Below are 18561 nucleotides of genomic sequence, written 5' to 3'. Positions count from 1 at the left end.
ATCTGCCGCCCGGCCAATACGTCCCTTGACACCCCTCCGAAGCAGATGTGTGCGCACGCTAGCCCACAGGGCGAGAAGGGAAAGCGGTACCTCTTGCCCTGTACAAGAGCGGCGCCACGAAGTACGAACGGCCAAGATTGTTTTGGCTGGCGCTGCGCCAGCCCCGGTATGTGCTCCATGGTGAGCGCGGAACCCTGAATTCCGAAAGAACGAGATGTCCAACTTCGAAGGTATCGTTCCTGCGCTGGCACAAGCGCTGGAAAAACGCGGCTATGCCGAGCTGACGCCGGTGCAGAAGGCGGTGCTGGAGCTCGGCCAGGCCGACGCATTGGTGTCGGCGCAGACCGGCTCGGGCAAGACCGTGGCCTTCGGCCTCGCCATGGCACCGACGCTTCTCGATGGCGCCGAACGCTTTTCCGGTGCCGCCGCGCCGCTGGCATTGGCAGTGGCGCCGACGCGCGAACTGGCGCTGCAGGTGACGCGCGAGCTGGAATGGCTCTACGAGCCGACCGGAGCCACCGTGGCGTCCTGCGTCGGCGGCATGGACATGCGCACCGAAAGGCGCGCGCTGGAGCGTGGCGCCCACATCGTCGTCGGCACGCCAGGCCGCCTGCGCGACCACATCACCCGCAATTCGCTCGACATGTCGGCGTTGAAGGCAGTGGTGCTGGACGAGGCCGACGAGATGCTCGATCTTGGCTTTCGCGAGGACCTCGAATTCATCCTCGACGCCGCGCCCGCCGATCGCCGCACCCTGATGTTCTCGGCCACCGTGCCGCGCTCCATCGCAACGCTCGCCCAAGGCTATCAGCGCGATGCCGTGCGCATCTCGGCCGCCGGCGAGGAGAAGCAGCACCTCGACATCGAATACCGGGCGCTCAACGTCGCACAGGCCGATCGCGAGAACGCTATCATCAACGTGCTGCGCTATTACGAAGCCAAGAACGCGCTGGTGTTCTGCAACACGCGCGCCGCCGTCAACCATCTCACCGCGCGCTTCAACAACCGCAATTTCTCCGTCGTCGCGCTTTCGGGCGAGCTTAGCCAGAACGAGCGCAGCCATGCCTTGCAGGCGATGCGCGACGGCCGCGCCAAAGTCTGCATCGCCACCGATGTGGCGGCGCGCGGCATCGACCTGCCCAATCTCGAACTGGTCATCCATGCCGACCTGCCGACCAATCCCGAAACGCTGCTGCACCGCAGCGGCCGAACCGGGCGCGCCGGGCGCAAGGGCGTCAGCGCGCTGATCGTGCCCAACAGTGCCCGCAGGCGCACCGAACGGCTGCTGCAGAGCGCCAAGCTGACGGCGACATGGGCAAGCCCGCCCTCGGCCGACGACGTCATGCGGCGCGACGACGAGCGCATCCTGGCCGATCCCGCCTTCGACGAACCGGTGAAGGAGGACGAGCGCGCTTTCATCGACGCGCTTCTCGCCAGGCACGGCGCCGAGCAGGTGGCGGCCGCTTTCGTGCGCCAGTGCCGTTCCAGCCGCTCGGCGCCCGAGGATCTGATGGATGTCGCGCCGTTCACGCCTTCGCGTGACAGCCAGGCGGGCGAAAAATTCGCCCGCCGCGACGAGGCGCCCAGCCGCCGTGATGATTTCGGCGCCAGCGTCTGGTTTTCGCTGTCGGTCGGTCGCCGGCAGAATGCCGAGCCGCGCTGGCTGATCCCGATGCTGTGCCGCGCCGGCAGCATCTCCAAGCGCGAGATCGGCGCCATCAAGATGCAGCCGGAGGAAACCTTCGTGCAGATCGCCGCCGACTGGGCCGACCGCTTTCTCGCCGCGATCGGTCCGGACCGCAAAGTGCAGGGCAACATCGCGGTCAAGCGGCTCGAGGGCACGCCGGACCTGTCGCGGGCCGGCTATCAGCCGCCAAGCCCGGACAAGAAACCGCATCGCGGCAAGGCGCCGTTCGACCCGAGCGCACCGAAGCGCAAATTCGAGAAGCGTGCACCGGCTTCAGCCGATCAGCGCCCGGCGGCCGCGCTTGAGGCAAAGCCGTGGGCGAAAAAACCGGGCAACCCGAAATTCGAAAATGCCGGCGCGCCGAAGCACAAGAAGACGAAGAAACGCCCTTCATAGGACAGGGCTGCCAGATCAGGGCGGTTGGTGTTCGGCGCGCTGCCTGCACGCGCTTTCCTTCAAACCGGCCTTAATGGCGGCCCAACTCGCCGACGCCGGTGTCGGCCGGTGCTGCTTTGCGATGCGCTCCGCCAGCGAGGATCGCCAGGCGTGATCGTCCGCCATCCTGCGGATCGCGGCGCACCAGCCGGCCTGATCGTTGGAATCGATCGCCGGCATCAGCCCGCCGCTCGCCTCGATCAGCGACGGCGCGGTCGCAGTTTTGCGTGCATGTTGCAATTGTGGACAACCTGTAGTAGCAGTCGGCGTATTGCTGTAGGAATAGGGGGCGGGGCATGCGCGGAGCAGTGCTTCATTAGGACCAGGATCAGGATTACGGGTACATCAACGGAACGGACGGCAAGCGCTATATTTTTTCGCGTAACGATCTCAGCCAGGAGATTCCCCTCGTCAGGGGAACGCTCGTCGAGTTCCAGCCGGACGACGGCACGGCCCACAATATAGCCATGGCGGCCGCCTCAACCATACCGTCGTCAAGCACCGGTCCACGGCCAGGCCGACCTGCCGAAAAGGGTGCCACGGGACTGTGGGCCTACTTCAGGCGCACGGTGAGCGTGAACTATTTCAATTTCGATGGACGCGCCCGTCGCAAGGAATTCTGGGCCTTTTGGCTATGCTTTAATGTCGTGTTGGCGGCGCTTCTTGGCTTCGGGATACTCGTCAATCTGGCCATCAACGGCTTCGGCATCAATGCGGGCAAGAGCTCGATAGGATACCTGCCCGCCCTTATCTTCATGGCGGCATTCGGCCTGTCATGGATTGCGCTGACAGTGCGGCGTCTGCACGACGTCGGTCTGAGCGGCTGGCTTGTCTTGCCCTGCTTCATCCCAATCATCGGTGGAGTGGCCTTGCTGGTCTTGGGACTCGCGCCCTCTCAGGTCGGTGAAAACACGTGGGGGCCGGTGCCGGCAGGGGTCGAGGTTTAGAGGCCAGCCCCAAAAGGAAACGAGAGTCGGAGTTGAAGATTCCCCTTGCATGATAGTCTGTGCACAGATCGAATAGTCGATCGGACAAGACGCGGATGGAGGCAAGATTATGTGGAGCAATGAGTACACCGCAGTTTCCCCGCTACCGGCTCGAGCCATCTGGAATGCGCTCAAGGCATTGCATGAAGGCCGCCTGACCTATGAAGGGTCGGATACCTTTGTGCTGCACGGACCATTCGCCAAGGGCGCCCGTGTCTCCGTGACCCCGGTGGGGCAGGACACTTTCGAATCCACCATCGTCGATCTCGTCGAAAACGTCACCTATGCCGACCAGACCTCGTTCGGCGATACGACGCTGCTGTTCCGGCATACGCTGGTGCCGGTCGAAGGCGGCACGCAGGTGACCCATAGGCTCGAAATCTCGGGCCCGTCGGCCGCCGAGGTCGGCCCGGAGCTCGGGCCGCAGATCAGCGGCGATTTCGACACCTCGATGGCCAGGCTGTTCGAAGAGGCGAAGGCGTTGGCGAACCGTGGCTGAACTCGACACGCGCTTCAAGGGCGGTCCATCGGAGAGCCCGGGATTGTTGCTCTGGCGAACCACCATGCGCTGGCAGCGCGTCATGACGGCGGCGCTGGCGCCGCTCGACCTGACGCATGTCCAGTTCGTGCTGCTGGCCTCGGCCATGTGGCTCGGCCGCGATGGCGAGCCGCCCAACCAGGTGCAACTCGCAGCCCAGGCGGGGACAGAAGTGAAGATGACGTCGGATGTCGTTGCCAGGCTCGAGGCCAAGGGATTGATCGCACGCGAGGCGGACCCCAGGGATTCCCGCGCCAAGGTGATCCGCGTCACTCCAACCGGAGCGGCGGCGGCAAAGCGCGCTATCGTCGCCGTAGAGGCCGCCGACGCGGCCTTTTTCGAAGCGGTGGACGAGGCACGGCTCGTCGGCCTGCTGCAGCGGCTGGCCGGCGAGATCCGCTGAGGCTGAAGCCTTCGGCCAGGGCAATTCCAGGAAAAGTGTGAACGGTTTTCCGTCCGGAATTGCGTCAAAACAAGGAGTTAGAGCAGATTGCCGTTTCTGTGAAACGGTGAACTGCTCTAAGCCAGGAACTTGACGATGATGGCCTCGCCCATCCCGACCGTGCCGACCTCGGTCATACCTTCGGACATGATGTCCTTCGTCCGCAGACCGGCATCGAGCACGGCGGCGATCGCAGCTTCGAGACGATCGGCTTCCTCGACCATGCCGAAGGAATAGCGCAGGCACATGGCGAAGGAGGCGATCATGGCGATCGGGTTGGCGATGCCCTTGCCGGCGATATCGGGGGCCGAGCCGTGCACCGGCTCGTAGAGCGCCTTGCGCTTCTTGGTCCTGGCATCCGGCGCGCCCAGCGAGGCCGACGGCAGCATGCCGATCGAGCCGGTCAGCATGGCGGCGATGTCGGACAGCATATCGCCAAACAGATTGTCGGTGACGATGACGTCGAACTGCTTTGGCCAGCGCACCAGCTGCATGCCGCCGGCATCGGCCAGCATGTGGTCGAGCTTGACGTCCGGGTAGCGCGCCTTGTGGGTCTGGGTGACGACCTCGTTCCACAGCACGCCGGACTTCATGACGTTGCGCTTTTCCATCGAGGTGACGTGGTTCCTGCGCGTGCGCGCCAGCTCGAAGGCAACGCCCGAAATGCGCTCGATCTCGAACGTATCGTAGACCTGCGTGTCGATGCCGCGCTTCTGGCCGTTGCCGAGATCGATGATCTGCTTGGGCTCGCCGAAATAGACGCCACCGGTCAGCTCGCGCACGATGAGGATGTCGAGGCCTTCGACGACTTCCTGCTTGAGCGAGGAGGAGGCGGCCAGCGCCGGGTAGCAGATGGCGGGGCGCAGATTGGCGAACAGCTCCATGTCCTTGCGCAGCCGCAGCAGGCCGGCTTCGGGGCGCACCTCGTAAGGCACCGCATCCCACTTCGGCCCGCCGACCGCGCCGAACAGCACCGCGTCCGCTGCCATAGCCTTTTCCATGTCGGCATCGGAAATCGCCGCGCCATGCGCATCGTAGGCGCAGCCGCCGACTAGGCCCTCGTCGGTGACGAAGCCGCTGCCGAGCTTTTCGTTCATGGCCGCGATCAGTTTCTTGACCTCGGCCATGGCCTCGGGGCCGATGCCGTCGCCGGGGAGCAGGAAAAGATGCTTCGTTGCCATGAAAACCGTCCCAAAAAGATTTGAACCGGCGCTTTGCTAAACGCCAAGCGGGCTCTGCGCAAGCCGTAACGGGCAGGTAGAACGCCGCGATGCGAACCAGGGCACGTCGGTGATCCTTCGCGCCCCCCTCTGTCCTGCCGGACATCTCCCCACTAGTGGGGAGATTGGCTATCATATCGGCCTTCGCCAATCCCAACATCGAAGGAAGGGGCGAGACCGCCAAACTGCTGATCTCCCCACTAGTGGGGGAGATGCCCGGCAGGGCAGAGGGGGGCGCTGTCCCGCCGGCGTCTCGCAAGAAACCCGTGGGCGCGCCTACCGGTGCGAAAGGATATTCACCAGCCTGCCGAAGGGGATCGCGCACATAGAAACGCCGCACGCCCCAGGGCTCGTCGGCCGGGCCGTATTCGATGACGAAGCCAGCCTTCTTCATGTCGGCAAGCGCGGCGTCCACATCGTCCACCTCGATCGACAGGTCCGGCACCGGCGTGCCGGATCCGCCTTGCGCCATGAAGCTCACCTGCACATGCATCCGCTCCTCGGAGCCGTAGGTGGCGATCCAGCCCATGTCCATGAGCAGATCGAGGCCGAGCACGTCATGATAGAAGCGCTTCGCCGCCGCGATATCCGTTGTGGCGATGTTGGTTACGATGCGCCGGACCGCCATTGCTCCGGCCCCTATGCCGTTCGCCGCAGCGCCGTCACCTCGATCTCGATCTTCATTTCAGGTTTGTTGAGCTGGCAGACGATCATCGTCGCCGCCGGCCTGATGTCGCCGAAGGTCTTGCCCAGAATGGGGAAGACCACGTCCACGAACGCCTGGTCGGTGATGTAGTAATGCGCCCGCACCACATCAGCCATGTCGAAGCCGCCGTCCTTCAGCGCCTTGCCGATCGTCGCCAGGCAGTTGCGCGTCTGCGCCTCGACCGTTTCCGGCATGGTCATGCTGGCATAGTCGTAGCCGGTCGTCCCGGAGACGAAGCACCAGTCGCCCTGCACCACGGCACGCGAATAGCCGGCGGTCTTTTCGAAAGGCGAACCGGTGGAGATGAGTTTACGCATGGGGGACTCCGCAGGATTATTCAGGTCATTTTGCAGGCAAGAGGCCGATCCGGCCATGGGCCAAGCCGAGGCGGACTGTTGTCACCATAAGGCGATACGCAACCTCGGAGATTGGCCAGAGCATCCCTCGCCTCGTCATCCTATGGCGAAGCAAGGAGCGAAGCGACGCGGCCGTGACATCAAGACGTTGCGGTTCAGACCCGCTGCGCCTGTGATAGCGATCACGGCATGGATCCTCGGGTCAAGCCCGAGGACGACGAATGTGGAGTAGCGAAAATCTAATTCGGCGAGCCCAGCGCCTTGTCCAGCGCTTCCTTCACATCGGCAGGCCATGTCGTCACCGCTGGCCATGCGTTCGGCTGGCCATTGTCGCCGCGGCGGGCGAAGTAGAGCTTGTGCTTGGCGGGGTCGACCGCCATGAAGCCATCATTGCCGCCGCAATCATGCGGTACGCAGCCGCTGGCGTAGAAGGCGCCCGAAGCGGTCTTTTCCGTGCCGCCACCGACCAGCAGGCTGGTCGCCATGTCGGACATATCCTTACCCAGCAGCTTTTCGGCTTCCTTGTAGACGGCCTCATTGTGGAAGGCGTCGATGATGTTGTCGTATTTCGACGGGTCGATATCTTTCCAGTCGGTGCCGGGTTCCGGCATGTAGGTCAGATTGCCCGATGTGGTCAGCCCTGATGTCGGCGACCACTGCAGCGCCGGCTTCTCATCCCCGGGCAACAGGTAGGGAACAAAATAGATGGCGTTGTCGGAGACAGCTGCCGGCGGCGCGCCGCATTGGTCCTGCTCGACCGTTGTGGTCTGGATTTCACCGTCTTTCGGCTTCCAGACGATGACCTTGGCAGGGCCGCATTGATTGCCGCCGTCGCCGACATCCACCAGCGCGACATTGACATCGCCGATCTTGACGATCTTGTCGAAGAAGACGTCGTAGTTGCTGGCGAGCTCCTTGCCGTCGAAAGCCAGCACCTTCTCGCCATACTGTTCTTTCTGGGTGATGGTCAGTTGGCCGCCCTCGAACGGCACCGGCGCCTGCTTGTCGTCGTCGGTAGCGTCGGCGGCGTTCGTTCCCTGGCCGGCGGCCGGCTGATCCGTTGCCGGCGCCGGCTGCGCGGCGGGCGTCTGTGTTTGCGCGAACAGGCTGCTGGCCGACGCCAGCAACAACGCCAGGCCGCAAGCGCCGGCAAGAAGCGAACGTGTCATGACTGTCCCTCCCTTCAGTCGCCGCGAACCTGGCCTGCGAGGCCGGGCTATCCGTTCCGGACGATGCCGCTCAGGCCCAGGGGCGCTGTTCGGCGTTGCGCTTCTCGAACGAGGCGATGGCGCCGGCCTTCTCCATGGTCAGGCCGATGTCGTCGAGGCCGTTGAGCATGCAGTGCCGCTTGAACTCGTCGAGGTCGAACTTGACCACGCCGCCATCCGGACCCCGGATTTCCTTGGCTTCGAGGTCGACCGACAGGGTGGCGTTGGAGCCGCGCGAGGCGTCGTCCATCAGCTTCTCCAGGTCCTCGGGGCTGACGGTGATCGGCAGCACGCCGTTCTTGAAGCAGTTGTTGTAGAAGATGTCGGCGAACGAGGTCGAGATGACGCAACGGATGCCGAAATCGAGCAGCGCCCACGGCGCGTGCTCGCGGCTCGAGCCGCAACCGAAATTGTCGCCGGCGACGAGGATCTGCGCCTTGCGGTAGGCCGGCTTGTTGAGCACGAAATCCGGGTTTTCCGAACCGTCGTCATTGTAGCGCATTTCGGCGAACAGGCCGGTGCCAAGCCCGGTGCGCTTGATCGTCTTGAGATAATCCTTGGGGATGATCATGTCGGTGTCGACATTGACGATCGGCATGGGAGCGGCGACGCCGGTGAGCTTGGTGAATTTTTCCATGGCTTTGGCCCGTGTTTCGTTGCGGGGATTTTGCTGGGGCCCGGTTTACACAAAGCCGCGGGCAAATAAAAGGCAACTGTTTGTCCGCCGGCACCGGGGCCGCGCAAAAACGGCTTCGGATTCGTGGCTCCATGGTGCACTCTGGCGCGATGCCAGAAAACTCCCACGTCCTCTACGCCCGTGAAACTGGCCTCGGCGTTGCCGAATTCCGCCGCGTGCTGGTGGACTCCGGCTTGGGCCAGATCCGCCCCGTCGACGACGCCCACAGGCTGCAAGCGATGCTGTCGGGCGCCAATCTGGTGCTGACCGCGCGCCTCGACATCGAAGGCAAGCCGCTGATCGGTATGGCCCGCGCCATGACGGACTTTTCCTGGGTCTGCTACATCTCCGATCTCGCCGTCTCGCAAGCCGCGCAAGGGCTTGGCGTCGGCAAGGGCCTGATGGACGAGGCGCGGCGACAGCTCGGACCCTGCGTCGCCATCAGCCTGGTTTCCGTGCCCGACGCCGCCGGCTTCTATGAACGCATCGGCATGAAACGCATGCCGGACGCCTTCTGGTTCTCCCGCGAACGCTGATTTTTCTCCCGTGACCCTATCCAGTCGTCAGCGGCGCGTGATCTTGCCTCTTGACATGCAACCAAATGGTTGCATATTAAAGCCATGAGTATGGATGCCGTCTTTCGCGCCCTGGCCGATCCGACACGACGGCAATTGCTGGACAGCCTCCATGCCAGGAACGGGCAGACGCTGAACGCGCTGTGCGCGGAGATGGACATGACACGCCAGGCGGTGACCAAGCATCTGGCGATCCTGGAAGAAGCAAATCTCGTCACCACCATCCGCAAGGGGCGCGAGAAGGAGCATTACCTCAACCCGGTTCCGATCAACGAGATCGCCGAACGCTGGATCGGCAAATTCGAGCGGGGACGGCTGACCGCCCTCAGCGACTTGAAGAAACGCCTTGAAAGGGACGAGCCATGAGCAACGCCTTCGTTTACGTGACCTACATCCGCACCACGCCCGAAAAACTCTGGGAAGCCCTGACCGACCCGGAATTCAACCGGCAGTTCTTCCTCTGCTCCTATCAGAAGAGCGATTGGAAAGTCGGCTCCAGCTGGAAGCTGATCTTTCCCGACGGACGCGTCGCCGACAGCGGCGAGATCCTCGAGATCGACCCGCCGCGGCGCCTCGTCATCAAATGGCGCAATGAATGGATGCGAGAGGTGAAGGAAGACGGCTACACGCGCTGCACCTTCACCATCGAGCAGGACGGCGAATTGATGAAGCTTGCCGTCACTCACGAGGCCGATGGGCCGCACAGACTGATCGGCAATGTCGCCAAGGGGTGGCCGCTGGTGCTGGCCAGCCTCAAGAGCCTGCTCGAGACCGGCAAGGGTTTTGAGCGCCCGCCATCTAAAGGGTGATCATTCCGGGAGCGAAACATGCCATGGAGACAGCGATGCATCTCCCCACCCTGCATGCCATGAGCAATGGCGACACCGTCTTCGCCACTGTCGACCTCAGTGCTTCGCCAGAGCGCGTCTTCCGTGCGCTGAGCACCGATCAAGTCGAACTATGGTGGGGATCCGTCGACACGTACCGGATGGTCGACTGGTCGGCCGATCTCCGTGTCGGCGGCCGCTGGACGGTTGTCGTCCGCAGGTCTGACGGCAGCGACCTGCCGGCCGGCGGCGAATTCCTGGAGATCGAAGCGCCGCGCCGGATCGTGCAGACGCGAGCTTACGCATGGGACCATCCCACGCTTGGCCGGCGGCAAACCACGGTCGCCTGGCTGCTGCAGCCTGTCGCCGCCGGCACGCGGCTCACCATTTGCCACGGCGGTTTCGCCGGTTTGGCGGAAGCCGCCGCCGAGCATGCCGATGGCTGGGCGCGGGTGCTCACCTGGCTGGCGGGATATTTTGACTCGCAAGGGCGTGCGGCTGCTTAAAATAGCGCGCGCCGCAGCGATACGGTTCTGCCTTGACCTTCACGTCAGTCGAGCCACATCACCAGGCATGACAAACCGCAGAACGTTCATAGGCACGGCGGGCTGGGGAATTTCCACGCCATACAAGGATGATTTCCCGCAGTCCGGTTCCCGTCTCGTGCGCTATGCCACGCGGCTGCCCATCGTCGAAATCGACACCTCCTTCTACAAGCCGCACCGTCGCGAGACCTATGAACGCTGGGCGCGTTCGGTGCCCGGGGATTTTCGCTTTGCCGTCAAGACACCCAAGGCCGTTACGCATGAGCGCCGCCTTGTCGGTTGCAACGATCCCCTGGAAAGCTTTCTCGAACAGGTCGAAGGTCTCGGCGAGAAATTGAGTGTGCTTCTGGTCCAGTTGCCGCCGAGCCTTCCGTTCGAGGCGGACATCGCGCAGGGTTTTTTTGACCTGCTGCGCAGCCGGACCGAGGTCAGGCTGACCTGCGAGCCGCGCCATCCCAGCTGGTTCGATGCCGATGCGGAAGCGCTTCTGGCCGCCTGTCATGTCGCGCGCGTCGCCGCCGACCCGGCCTCTGTGCCGGAAGCCGCGGTGCCTGGCGGATGGTCGGGCCTTGCCTATTTCCGCTGGCACGGCGTGCCGCGTGTCTATTATTCGGACTACGATGCCGAGAGCCTCGACCGGATCAGCCGGCAGATTGATGAAGCAGCCGCTTCCGGGGCGGAAGTCTGGTGTATTTTCGACAACACAGCCCAAGGGCATGCCCTTGGCAATGCCATCGCTGTCGACGAGATGATCTGTCCAGCGTCGCCATGCTAGAGCGAAGCAAGGAGCAAAGCGACGCGGCGCAGACCTCAGGATCCATGCCGCGACGTTGGAATTTCACGGCGGTGCAGAATTTTTACCGGCAATGCGCGCCGATCGGTGCGCCTTTTCATTCTGCGCCGTTGGAGCCCACGGCAACAGTCACGGCATGGATTCCAGGGTCTCCGCGACGTCGCTTCGCTCCTGCTCCTCCCTGGAATGACGAAGAACCTGAGACGTCTTGGCAAATCCCGAAGATCGTCCCGTATTGCCCTCAGATCACATTCAATTCCCGGAACGCGCGCCCTTCGGCGACGCGCTCGTATCCGAACGCCGAGCAATCGATCGTCCGGTAGCCGCCATGCACGATCAGCTCGGCCAGCGCCTTGCCGACCGCCGGCGCCTGCTGCAAGCCGTGGCCGGAAAAACCGTTGGCGAAAAGGAAATTCCGCACCTCGGGGTGCGGGCCGATCACGGCGTTCTGGTCGAGCGTGTTGTAGTCGTAATGGCCGGCCCAGGCGCGGGTCGGCTTGATCGCCTCGAAGGCAGGGATGCGGGTCGCCAGAACCGGCCAGATCACCTCTTCGAAAAGCGGCCAGTCGACCTCGAAATCGCCGGGATCGGCAGGGCCGTCGCCCTCTTCCGGTTCGGCGCCGCCGGTGAGATAGACCGAGCCTTCCGGCCTGACATAGATGCCGGATGGGTCGACCAGCAGCGGCATATCGGCATATTTCTCGCGCGCCTCGAAGACGAAGACGTTACGCTTGCGCGGCTCGACCGGCAGCTCGAGCCCGGCAAGGGCGGCGACCTTGCCGGCATTCGGCCCGGCGGCGTTGACGACAATGCCGGCCTCCAGCGTCTCGCCATTGTCGAGGCTCACGCCGGTCACCTGATTGCCCTGCCGCGCGATGCCGGTGACATCAGCCTTGATGAAATCGATTTTCTTGTCCCGCAGCGCCTTGCGAAACAGCATCAGCATGGCATGCGCGTCGAACCAGCCCTCGCCGGTGCGGCCATAGGCGCCGGCGGTGATGCCTTCTGCCGACAGCCAGGGGAAACGACGCGTCAGCTGGTCGGCATCCTCGAAAAGGATGTCGGCGCCTTCGGCGACCTGCGCCTCATGGTTGGCCTTGAGGATCGGCAGCCCCTCCTCACCGGCAAGAATGAGATAGCCGCCCTCGCGAAAACCGATATCGGCATCGGAACCAAAGGCCTCCTTCAGCCGCCGGAACAGCTGCAGCGTGAATTGCGACAGGCGGATGTTTTCCGGAATTGAGAATTGCTGACGGATCGAGGCCATGGATAGCGTCGTCGCGGCATGGGAGAATTGCGGATCGCGTTCGATCAGCGCGATCGAGCCGGAAAACCCTTCCTCGCGCAGATAATAGGCGATCGAGGATCCGACGATGGCCCCGCCGATGATGACGATGTCGTAGCGCACGCTTATGCCCTTTCCGAGTCGAGCCGCGATCGTGGAGCTAGGCGGCAGGCAAGACAATCTCGAAGCGCGTGCCGCGCTCGCTGTCAACCAGCCGGATCATACCATCATGCGCTTTCAGGAGGGCCAGCACGATGCCGAGCCCCATGCCGGTGCCGCCGGACTCACGCCGCGTGGTGAAGAACGGCTCGAAGATGCGCGCTCGGTTGCTCGGTGAGATGCCGGCGCCATCGTCCCCGACCAGTACCACGGCCCTGCCGCCGGCGCTTGCGGCGGTGATCGAAACCAGCGTCGCGCCGTGCCTGGCGGAATTGTCGATGAGATTGCCTAGCACGATTGCCGCGTTCTCGGCCGATATGCGCAAGGTCAGATCGCCGCCCGCCTCGACGCGAACCGCCAGCCTGGTGTCGACGGGAAGCAGCGCCAGCGCCGACCTGACCGAGGTGCTCTCGCCGCTGGGCGCGAGATTTTCGGCGCGCGCCAGGTCGAGCAGGCGCCGGACCAGCAGGTTGAGGCGCCCGGCATCGGTGACGATGTTGCCGGAGAAGCGCCGCCGCTCGTCATCGTCCATGGCCGAGCCGGAATCACGCAGCAGCTCGGCCGCGCCCTGGATCGCCGTCAGCGGCGACTTGAGCTCGTGCGAGACATGGGTGGCGAAGGTCTGGATGCTGTCGGAGCGCGCCTGCAGCTTTTCCGCCATGTCGAGGAAAGCGGCGGAAAGCTCGGCCATTTCGTAGGTGCCGTGATGGTCGAGCGGCCGGATCGCATCGCGCTCGCCGGCGGCGATGCGCTGGGTGCGGTCGATCAGCGCATAGATCGGTCGGCTGACGGTGCGCAGGAACACCAGGCCGATGAGCAGCGTGCCGCCGAGGATGGCGATGGCCGCCAACGTCACCTTACCGCGCTCGCCATAGAGATGCTTGACGATGTTGTTGGGCGTCCGCGAGACATAGACCACGCCGGCGACGTGGCCGTCGACGGCCACGGGCAAAGCGACGAAGACGCGCACCCTGGTGCCGCGGCTGACCGAATAGAGCGGCGGCGCCGGCTGGTCGGAAATGCGCAGCCGGAGCGCGCTGGCATAGCGGCCGTCAAGCGCGGCGCGCACCTCCTGGACCTCGGCCAGCGACTGCCCGACCTCGTCACGCCCGGCGATGACGACGCCCCGGGGATCGAGCAGCCGGAAGCCGGCCAGCGTGGTTTTCTGCGTGGCGTCGAGAATGCCGGACAGGCGCGTGCCGATCGCGGCGAAGGCGGGATCGGCGGTCGCTTGCACAGCCGCCGGCCGTGTCGGAAGCACATAATCCGAAGCGAGATCGAGGCGCGGCTCGATTGGCCGGTATGGCCCGTCGGGATTGGGGTCCCGGCTCGCGCTTGCGCCAGCCTGCGGCATCGGCGCGCCGAGCGCGTCCGGTAGAATGCCGGCGTCGCGCACCTCCTGCGCATAGATGGCGGCGATGGCCGCCCCTTGCGCGATCAGCTCCGCCTCGGTCTGGCGGATCAGCTGGTTTTCATAAAGGCGGAAGAAGAACAGGCCGACCAGCGGCAAGGCCATCACCAGGATCAGGATGGCAACGACGACGGTGGCGAGGCGCGGCCGCCATTTGCGGCCGATCCATTTGCGCGAAGCCGTCAGCCGCATCGGCCGAGCCGGAAGCCGACGCCGTGCACGGTCTCGATGACTTCGGGGCAACCCACCGCCGCCAGCTTGGCGCGGATGTTGCGGATATGGCTGTCGACTGTGCGGTCGGCGACATGGATCTTGCCGGCATAGGCGCTGGCCATCACCGCGTCGCGGTCGAGCACATGCGTCGGCCGCGTCAGAAACCCTTTCAGGATCGAGAACTCGATGCCGGTCAGGGCAAGCGGCTTGCCGTCGAAGCTGGCGCTGTGACTGGCCGGCGCCAAGGCGAGCTTGCCATGGGCGAACTGCCTGTCGTCAATCGGTTCGGGCGCCGCCGGGCGGGCGCGGCGCAGGATGACGTTGACGCGGGCGACCAGTTCGCGCGGGCTGAACGGCTTTGTGACATAATCGTCACCGCCCATCTCCAGGCCAAGGATGCGGTCTATTGCTTCGTCGCGCGCGGACAGGAACAGCACCGGCACATCGGAACGCTGCCGCAGCCGGCGGCAGACCTCCAGCCCGTCCATTTCCGGCATGCCGATGTCGAGCACGACAAGGTCGGGCGGGCGCCGCTCGATCGCCTGCAGGGCGGCGGCGCCATCTGAGACGGCAGCCGTCTTCATGCCGGCCTTTTCCAGCGCGAAGCAGATCACTTCGCGGATATGCGGGTCGTCGTCGGCGACGAGGATGTGATGCGGCATGGATCAGCGGCCCGGCGCGAAGGGTTCGGATACGGAGGGAATCACAGGTAGCGCCCTGGTGTCGAGATAGAAGAGCAGGCGCCAGTCGCGAAAGCTCCAGGCGCGCCAGTTTTCCAGGGCGCTGCGGTACCATCCCCCGTCGACGCCACGCAGTCTGGCGAGTTCGCGTGTAGCGCCGGCTCCAGCCGTCCTGCCCTGGTGATCGAGGAAACGATCGAGCGCCGGAAACGCGCCCGGACCGAGCGAGCGCAGATACCAGCCGTCGAGGGGGACGCCTTGTCCGGTCATTTCTTGGGAATGGTCGACATTGTAATTGGCGATCGTTGCCGCGAAATCGATGAAGCAGCAGGCATAAAGCGTGCCGATAGCGTCAGAAGATTGGCGGACGAGAGCCATTCATTGGATTTTCCGAGCGCGATGCGGACGATGATCAGGGCAAGCCCGGCCGCCACCAGCCCCATCCAGACGAGGCCGCAATAGGCCAGCACGACGACGCCCAAGCGGCTGCCATGGCCCGGCGCGGCGGTGAACGGTGGCGTCACGGTCTGATCTTCCCGAGAACTTGCAGCCGGGCTGTCGGCGGGCGTTTGCGGATGAAAGGAATGAGGATCGCCGCAGGCCGCGCGCGTGGCGGGTCGACCAGCCACCAGCCTTCGCTGCGCAGCCGGTAAGGCAGGGACCACGGGAGTTTGACTGGCTTATGCATGCCGCCTGTCTGGCAGGTCGGTCGGGAGGCGGCAGGGCGGATCCGAGGAGATTTTCGGCAATCGCGTGCAGTTTCCGTGCAGGACATATGGCGGCTTGCCTCGACCAGTCGCAACCGGCATAGATCGGATCATGACGACCAAACCCTATCGCCCGCGCCGCTCGGTGCTCTACGTCCCGGCCTCCAACGACAAGGCGCTGGCCAAGATCGAGCAGCTTTCCTGCGATGCCGTCATCATCGACCTTGAGGATGCCGTCGCCCCGGCCGACAAGACCGCCGCCCGCGACAGGCTGGCCGGTATTTTCGCCAACCATCCGGAGGCCGGCACCGGTGGCCGGCGCCGCGAGATGATCGTGCGCGTCAATGCGCTTTCCAGCGAATGGGGCACAGACGATCTGATGGCCATGGCGAAGGCGGAGCCGGATGGCATTCTGCTGCCCAAGGTCGACACGCCGCGCGACGTGCTCGAGGTCGGCGATGTGCTGGACGACAATTTCGCCCCCGACAGCGTGAAACTATGGGCGATGATCGAAACCCCCAAGGCCATGCTCAACCTCGGCGCCATCGCCGAGCTTGGCCGCGACCCCGGCTCGCGGCTGGCTTGTTTCGTTGCCGGAACGAATGATCTGATCAAGGACACCGGCGTGCTGGCGACGCCCGACCGCCGCTATCTCGTGCCATGGCTGATGCAGATGCTGCTGGCGGCGCGGGCCGGTGGCCTCGACATGCTTGACGGGGTGTTCAACGATTTTCGCGACGCGGAAACCTTCGCTCGGGAATGCGGGGAAGCAGCCGCCATGGGGTTCGACGGCAAGACGCTGATCCATCCGGCGCAGATCGAGGCGGCGAACCGCGCCTTTGCGCCATCCGCCGCAGCGATGGCCGAGGCCCGCGCGGTGAAGGACGCCTTCGCGCTTGCCGAAAATGCCGGCAAGGGCGTGATCGCGCTGGACGGCAGGATGATCGAGCGGCTGCATCTGGCGCAGGCCGAAAAACTGCTGGCGAAGGCCGCCGCCATCGGCGCATGATCCGGCTAAGCTGTTCACGACAGGACCTGGAACCATGAAACTCTACCGCTTTCTGACTGCCCCGGACGACGCCAGCTTCTGCCACAAAGTGACGGCGGCGCTGAACAAGGGCTGGCACCTGTTCGGCTCGCCGACCTACGCCTATGACAAGAAAGCCAAGACGATGCGCTGCGGCCAGGCGGTGGTGAAGGATGTCGACGGCCAGGAATACGGCCCGGACACCAAGCTCAGCGATTGGTAGGAAAAGCCTGGGTCCCTCACTCTCCTCGTCATCCTAGGGCGGAGCAAGGAGCGCAGCGACGCGGCGCAGACCCTAGGTGTTTGATCCCGAGCTTTAATGGTGCGATATTTTCTTCCGACTGGAAGGATGCGTTATGGGACAAGTTCTGCACGGCCGCGCCACGACGACAGAGGCAATCCGTCGAGCAATACAAAATAGTCAAGAGAGCCTGAGGGCGCTGGCCAGGCGCTACGGGATCGATCAGAAGACGGTTCGAAAGTGGAAGAACCGAACCTCGACCGCCGATCTTCCGACAGGCCCCAAGGACCCGAAGTCGACGGTGTTGTCTGTGGAGGAAGAGGCGGCCATCGTCGCCTTTCGCAAGCACACGCTGCTGCCACTGGATGATTGTCTCAGCCGACGATCCCGCATCTGACACGCTCGTCCTTGCATCGTTGCCTTCAACGCCATGGTATTTCGCGATTGCCGCAGGTGGATGGTGACAAGCCGGCCAAGAAAAAGTTTCAGGCCTATCCGATCGGCTATTTCCATATCGATATCGCCGATGTGCAGACCGCCGAGGGCAAGCTGCGTCTCTTCGTTGCCGTCGACCGGACGTCCAAGTTCGCCTATGCGCAGCTACACGCGACGGCGGACAAGATGACGATGGTCCAGTTCCTGCGAGATCTGATCGCGGCCGTGCCCTATGCCATCCACGCCATTTTGACCGACAACGGCATCCAGTTCACCAACCGAAGCTGCGACCGCCATGCCCCCCGGCATATCTTCGATGATGTCTGCGCCGACCATGGCATCGAGCACCGGCTCACCAAGATCAACCATCCCTGGACCAACGGCCAGGTCGAGCGGATGAACCGAACCATCAAGGACGCGACCGTCAAGTGCTTCCACTATGACGATCACGATCAGCTGCGCCGACACCTCGCCGACTTCATCTCAGCCTACAATTTCGCACGCAGGCTCAAGACCCTCAAAGGCCTCACGCCTTATGAGTTCATCTGCAAAATCTGGAAAAAAGAGCCCGAACGGTTCAGACTCGACCCGGTCCATCAAATGCCGGGACTAAACACCTAGGGGTCTGCGCCGTGACGCCGGCCGAAGAGTGCAACGGATCAGAATGGCGCTTGTCCGCGCGACGACACTTGCTACCCCAAAGCCATGACCGGCTATGTCTACATAACGGCGAGCCAGAAGGGCGACACGACGTACATCGGCGTTACCAACGATCTTGGCCGCCGCATACCGGAGCACAAGGTCGGCGCGTACAACGGGGTTGGTCTGGTCCGAAGAATTTTTCGACATCACGGACGCCATCCCAACGTGAGAAGTCGCTGAAGCGCCGGCCACGCCAGCGGAAGATCGAACTGATCGAAAAAAGCCAATCCCGAGTGGTTCGAACTCTTTCGCGGAACCGGTTGGTTGGTTACTCCGCAGCTTCCTCGATCCGCTCCATGTCATCGTCCGACAGGCCGAAATGGTGGCCGATCTCGTGGATCAGCACGTGGGTGACGATGTCGCCCAGCGTTTCCTCGTTTTCGGCCCAGTAGTCGAGCATGGCCCGGCGATAGAGCGTGATTCGGTTCGGGCCTTCGCCGGTCTGCGGGTTCCAGCGTTCGGCGATGCCGCGCCCCTCGAACAGGCCGAGCAGGTCGAACGGCGTTTCCAGCGACAAATCGTCCATGATCTCGTCGGTCGGGAACTCGGCGATCTGGATGACGATCTCGCCGGTCAGCTTGCGAAACTCCTCCGGCAGATGGGCGTAGGACTCCAGCGCCAGGAACTCCAATTCCTCCATCGAGGGCGAGAACTGGTCGTGCCAGGTGCGGGTCTTGTAGATGCGAGCCATGCTTTATCCTTTGATC

At 63.8% G+C, this 18561-nt stretch carries 21 protein-coding genes and 3 pseudogenes; 13 read left to right on the top strand and 11 right to left on the bottom strand.

From position 1 onward, the window contains the following. The first annotated feature begins 214 nt into the window (after positions 1-214). Positions 215-2083, top strand: coding sequence for a DEAD/DEAH box helicase (locus FJW03_RS23780; RefSeq protein WP_140767326.1), 1869 nt, complete (start codon positions 215-217; stop codon positions 2081-2083). A gap of 15 nt (positions 2084-2098) precedes the next feature. Here the strand turns inward: FJW03_RS23780 and FJW03_RS23775 are convergent, their stop codons facing one another. Continuing rightward, the gene (locus FJW03_RS23775; RefSeq protein ID WP_226890448.1) at positions 2099-2302 is read right to left on the bottom strand and encodes a hypothetical protein; all 204 of its coding nucleotides are present in this window, start codon (positions 2300-2302) and stop codon (positions 2099-2101) included. Positions 2303-2697: 395 nt separating this feature from the next. Here FJW03_RS23775 and FJW03_RS23770 point away from each other — a divergent pair, with 395 nt between their 5' ends. The 3 genes from FJW03_RS23770 to FJW03_RS23760 all read left to right on the top strand — a co-directional run bounded on the left by FJW03_RS23770 (position 2698) and on the right by FJW03_RS23760 (position 4049). Then, positions 2698-3069, top strand: coding sequence for a DUF805 domain-containing protein (locus tag FJW03_RS23770; RefSeq protein ID WP_226890447.1), 372 nt, complete (start codon positions 2698-2700; stop codon positions 3067-3069). A 109-nt stretch (positions 3070-3178) separates the two neighbouring features. Further along, on the top strand, positions 3179-3607 hold the full coding sequence (locus FJW03_RS23765; protein WP_140767325.1) for a polyketide cyclase: 429 nt from the start codon (positions 3179-3181) through the stop codon (positions 3605-3607). After that, complete coding sequence (locus FJW03_RS23760; protein WP_140767324.1) at positions 3600-4049, top strand: MarR family winged helix-turn-helix transcriptional regulator; 450 nt, start codon at positions 3600-3602, stop codon at positions 4047-4049. Before FJW03_RS23765 ends, FJW03_RS23760 begins: the two co-directional genes overlap by 8 nt. A gap of 116 nt (positions 4050-4165) precedes the next feature. Here FJW03_RS23760 and leuB read toward each other — a convergent pair whose 3' ends face one another. The 5 genes and pseudogenes from leuB to leuD all read right to left on the bottom strand — a co-directional run bounded on the left by leuB (position 4166) and on the right by leuD (position 8215). Next, positions 4166-5269 (bottom strand): 3-isopropylmalate dehydrogenase, encoded by a 1104-nt coding sequence (gene leuB / locus FJW03_RS23755; RefSeq protein ID WP_140767323.1) that lies wholly within the window; start codon positions 5267-5269, stop codon positions 4166-4168. 315 nt (positions 5270-5584) lie between these two features. Then, positions 5585-5936, bottom strand: a pseudogene (locus FJW03_RS23750) (VOC family protein). 11 nt (positions 5937-5947) lie between these two features. Continuing rightward, the gene (locus FJW03_RS23745) at positions 5948-6331 is read right to left on the bottom strand and encodes a RidA family protein (protein WP_140767322.1); all 384 of its coding nucleotides are present in this window, start codon (positions 6329-6331) and stop codon (positions 5948-5950) included. 278 nt (positions 6332-6609) lie between these two features. After that, on the bottom strand, positions 6610-7539 hold the full coding sequence (locus FJW03_RS23740) for a hypothetical protein (protein WP_140767321.1): 930 nt from the start codon (positions 7537-7539) through the stop codon (positions 6610-6612). Positions 7540-7609: 70 nt separating this feature from the next. Beyond that, entirely contained in the window at positions 7610-8215 is a 606-nt protein-coding gene (leuD, locus tag FJW03_RS23735; protein WP_140767320.1) for a 3-isopropylmalate dehydratase small subunit, read from the bottom strand. A gap of 80 nt (positions 8216-8295) precedes the next feature. On the opposite strand from leuD, the gene FJW03_RS23730 reads away from it, so the two are divergent. The 5 genes from FJW03_RS23730 to FJW03_RS23710 all read left to right on the top strand — a co-directional run bounded on the left by FJW03_RS23730 (position 8296) and on the right by FJW03_RS23710 (position 10976). Then, positions 8296-8790: a GNAT family N-acetyltransferase gene (locus tag FJW03_RS23730; protein WP_413466441.1), complete on the top strand. Its 495-nt coding sequence runs from the start codon at positions 8296-8298 to the stop codon at positions 8788-8790. Between the two features lie 90 nt (positions 8791-8880). After that, positions 8881-9195 (top strand): ArsR/SmtB family transcription factor, encoded by a 315-nt coding sequence (locus FJW03_RS23725; RefSeq protein ID WP_140740799.1) that lies wholly within the window; start codon positions 8881-8883, stop codon positions 9193-9195. Further along, positions 9192-9638 carry an SRPBCC family protein gene (locus FJW03_RS23720; protein ID WP_140767319.1) on the top strand — a complete coding sequence of 149 codons (447 nt, stop codon included), beginning with the start codon at positions 9192-9194 and terminating at the stop codon, positions 9636-9638. Before FJW03_RS23725 ends, FJW03_RS23720 begins: the two co-directional genes overlap by 4 nt. A 35-nt stretch (positions 9639-9673) precedes the next feature. Beyond that, on the top strand, positions 9674-10162 hold the full coding sequence (locus tag FJW03_RS23715) for an SRPBCC family protein (RefSeq protein WP_140767318.1): 489 nt from the start codon (positions 9674-9676) through the stop codon (positions 10160-10162). A 67-nt stretch (positions 10163-10229) separates the two neighbouring features. Beyond that, positions 10230-10976 (top strand): DUF72 domain-containing protein, encoded by a 747-nt coding sequence (locus tag FJW03_RS23710; protein ID WP_140767317.1) that lies wholly within the window; start codon positions 10230-10232, stop codon positions 10974-10976. 259 nt (positions 10977-11235) lie between these two features. Here FJW03_RS23710 and FJW03_RS23705 read toward each other — a convergent pair whose 3' ends face one another. The 4 genes and pseudogenes from FJW03_RS23705 to FJW03_RS23690 all read right to left on the bottom strand — a co-directional run. Next, the gene (locus FJW03_RS23705) at positions 11236-12402 is read right to left on the bottom strand and encodes an NAD(P)/FAD-dependent oxidoreductase (protein WP_140767316.1); all 1167 of its coding nucleotides are present in this window, start codon (positions 12400-12402) and stop codon (positions 11236-11238) included. A gap of 37 nt (positions 12403-12439) precedes the next feature. Continuing rightward, positions 12440-14041 (bottom strand): ATP-binding protein, encoded by a 1602-nt coding sequence (locus FJW03_RS23700; protein WP_140767315.1) that lies wholly within the window; start codon positions 14039-14041, stop codon positions 12440-12442. Then, positions 14032-14724, bottom strand: a complete 693-nt coding sequence (locus FJW03_RS23695) for a response regulator transcription factor (protein WP_140767314.1) — start codon at positions 14722-14724, stop codon at positions 14032-14034. The genes FJW03_RS23700 and FJW03_RS23695 overlap by 10 nt, the downstream gene beginning before the upstream one ends. A 3-nt stretch (positions 14725-14727) precedes the next feature. Next, a pseudogene (locus FJW03_RS23690) lies at positions 14728-15194 on the bottom strand (DUF4153 domain-containing protein); the annotation flags it as partial. A 367-nt stretch (positions 15195-15561) separates the two neighbouring features. Between FJW03_RS23690 and FJW03_RS23685 the strand changes: the two are divergent. The 4 genes and pseudogenes from FJW03_RS23685 to FJW03_RS23670 all read left to right on the top strand — a co-directional run bounded on the left by FJW03_RS23685 (position 15562) and on the right by FJW03_RS23670 (position 18034). After that, positions 15562-16458 carry an HpcH/HpaI aldolase/citrate lyase family protein gene (locus tag FJW03_RS23685; protein WP_140767313.1) on the top strand — a complete coding sequence of 299 codons (897 nt, stop codon included), beginning with the start codon at positions 15562-15564 and terminating at the stop codon, positions 16456-16458. Positions 16459-16492: 34 nt separating this feature from the next. Further along, positions 16493-16699 (top strand): DUF1737 domain-containing protein, encoded by a 207-nt coding sequence (locus tag FJW03_RS23680; RefSeq protein WP_027145959.1) that lies wholly within the window; start codon positions 16493-16495, stop codon positions 16697-16699. Positions 16700-16832: 133 nt separating this feature from the next. After that, positions 16833-17773, top strand: a pseudogene (locus FJW03_RS23675) (IS481 family transposase). Between the two features lie 84 nt (positions 17774-17857). Then, positions 17858-18034 (top strand): GIY-YIG nuclease family protein, encoded by a 177-nt coding sequence (locus FJW03_RS23670; protein ID WP_413466440.1) that lies wholly within the window; start codon positions 17858-17860, stop codon positions 18032-18034. A gap of 88 nt (positions 18035-18122) precedes the next feature. Here the strand turns inward: FJW03_RS23670 and FJW03_RS23665 are convergent, their stop codons facing one another. Next, positions 18123-18545 (bottom strand): metallopeptidase family protein, encoded by a 423-nt coding sequence (locus FJW03_RS23665; RefSeq protein WP_140610249.1) that lies wholly within the window; start codon positions 18543-18545, stop codon positions 18123-18125. Positions 18546-18561 lie beyond the last annotated feature (16 nt).

Origin of the sequence: Mesorhizobium sp. B4-1-4 (genome assembly GCF_006439395.2) — a bacterium.
In the GTDB taxonomy this organism is placed as follows: Bacteria; Pseudomonadota; Alphaproteobacteria; order Rhizobiales; family Rhizobiaceae; genus Mesorhizobium.
This window is presented reverse-complemented; position numbering and strand designations above follow the sequence as displayed.

Bases quoted from the DNA above. Each gene is read 5' to 3' on its own strand.
- FJW03_RS23780 (WP_140767326.1), top strand. From the start codon at position 215: ATGTCCAACTTCGAAGGTATCGTTCCTGCGCTGGCACAAGCGCTGGAA.
- FJW03_RS23775 (WP_226890448.1), bottom strand. From the start codon at position 2,302: ATGCCGGCGATCGATTCCAACGATCAGGCCGGCTGGTGCGCCGCGATC.
- FJW03_RS23765 (WP_140767325.1), top strand. From the start codon at position 3,179: ATGTGGAGCAATGAGTACACCGCAGTTTCCCCGCTACCGGCTCGAGCC.
- leuB (WP_140767323.1), bottom strand. From the start codon at position 5,269: ATGGCAACGAAGCATCTTTTCCTGCTCCCCGGCGACGGCATCGGCCCC.
- FJW03_RS23745 (WP_140767322.1), bottom strand. From the start codon at position 6,331: ATGCGTAAACTCATCTCCACCGGTTCGCCTTTCGAAAAGACCGCCGGC.
- FJW03_RS23740 (WP_140767321.1), bottom strand. From the start codon at position 7,539: ATGACACGTTCGCTTCTTGCCGGCGCTTGCGGCCTGGCGTTGTTGCTG.
- leuD (WP_140767320.1), bottom strand. From the start codon at position 8,215: ATGGAAAAATTCACCAAGCTCACCGGCGTCGCCGCTCCCATGCCGATC.
- FJW03_RS23725 (WP_140740799.1), top strand. From the start codon at position 8,881: ATGGATGCCGTCTTTCGCGCCCTGGCCGATCCGACACGACGGCAATTG.
- FJW03_RS23720 (WP_140767319.1), top strand. From the start codon at position 9,192: ATGAGCAACGCCTTCGTTTACGTGACCTACATCCGCACCACGCCCGAA.
- FJW03_RS23715 (WP_140767318.1), top strand. From the start codon at position 9,674: ATGCATCTCCCCACCCTGCATGCCATGAGCAATGGCGACACCGTCTTC.
- FJW03_RS23710 (WP_140767317.1), top strand. From the start codon at position 10,230: ATGACAAACCGCAGAACGTTCATAGGCACGGCGGGCTGGGGAATTTCC.
- FJW03_RS23700 (WP_140767315.1), bottom strand. From the start codon at position 14,041: ATGCGGCTGACGGCTTCGCGCAAATGGATCGGCCGCAAATGGCGGCCG.
- FJW03_RS23695 (WP_140767314.1), bottom strand. From the start codon at position 14,724: ATGCCGCATCACATCCTCGTCGCCGACGACGACCCGCATATCCGCGAA.
- FJW03_RS23685 (WP_140767313.1), top strand. From the start codon at position 15,562: ATGACGACCAAACCCTATCGCCCGCGCCGCTCGGTGCTCTACGTCCCG.
- FJW03_RS23680 (WP_027145959.1), top strand. From the start codon at position 16,493: ATGAAACTCTACCGCTTTCTGACTGCCCCGGACGACGCCAGCTTCTGC.
- FJW03_RS23670 (WP_413466440.1), top strand. From the start codon at position 17,858: ATGACCGGCTATGTCTACATAACGGCGAGCCAGAAGGGCGACACGACG.
- FJW03_RS23665 (WP_140610249.1), bottom strand. From the start codon at position 18,545: ATGGCTCGCATCTACAAGACCCGCACCTGGCACGACCAGTTCTCGCCC.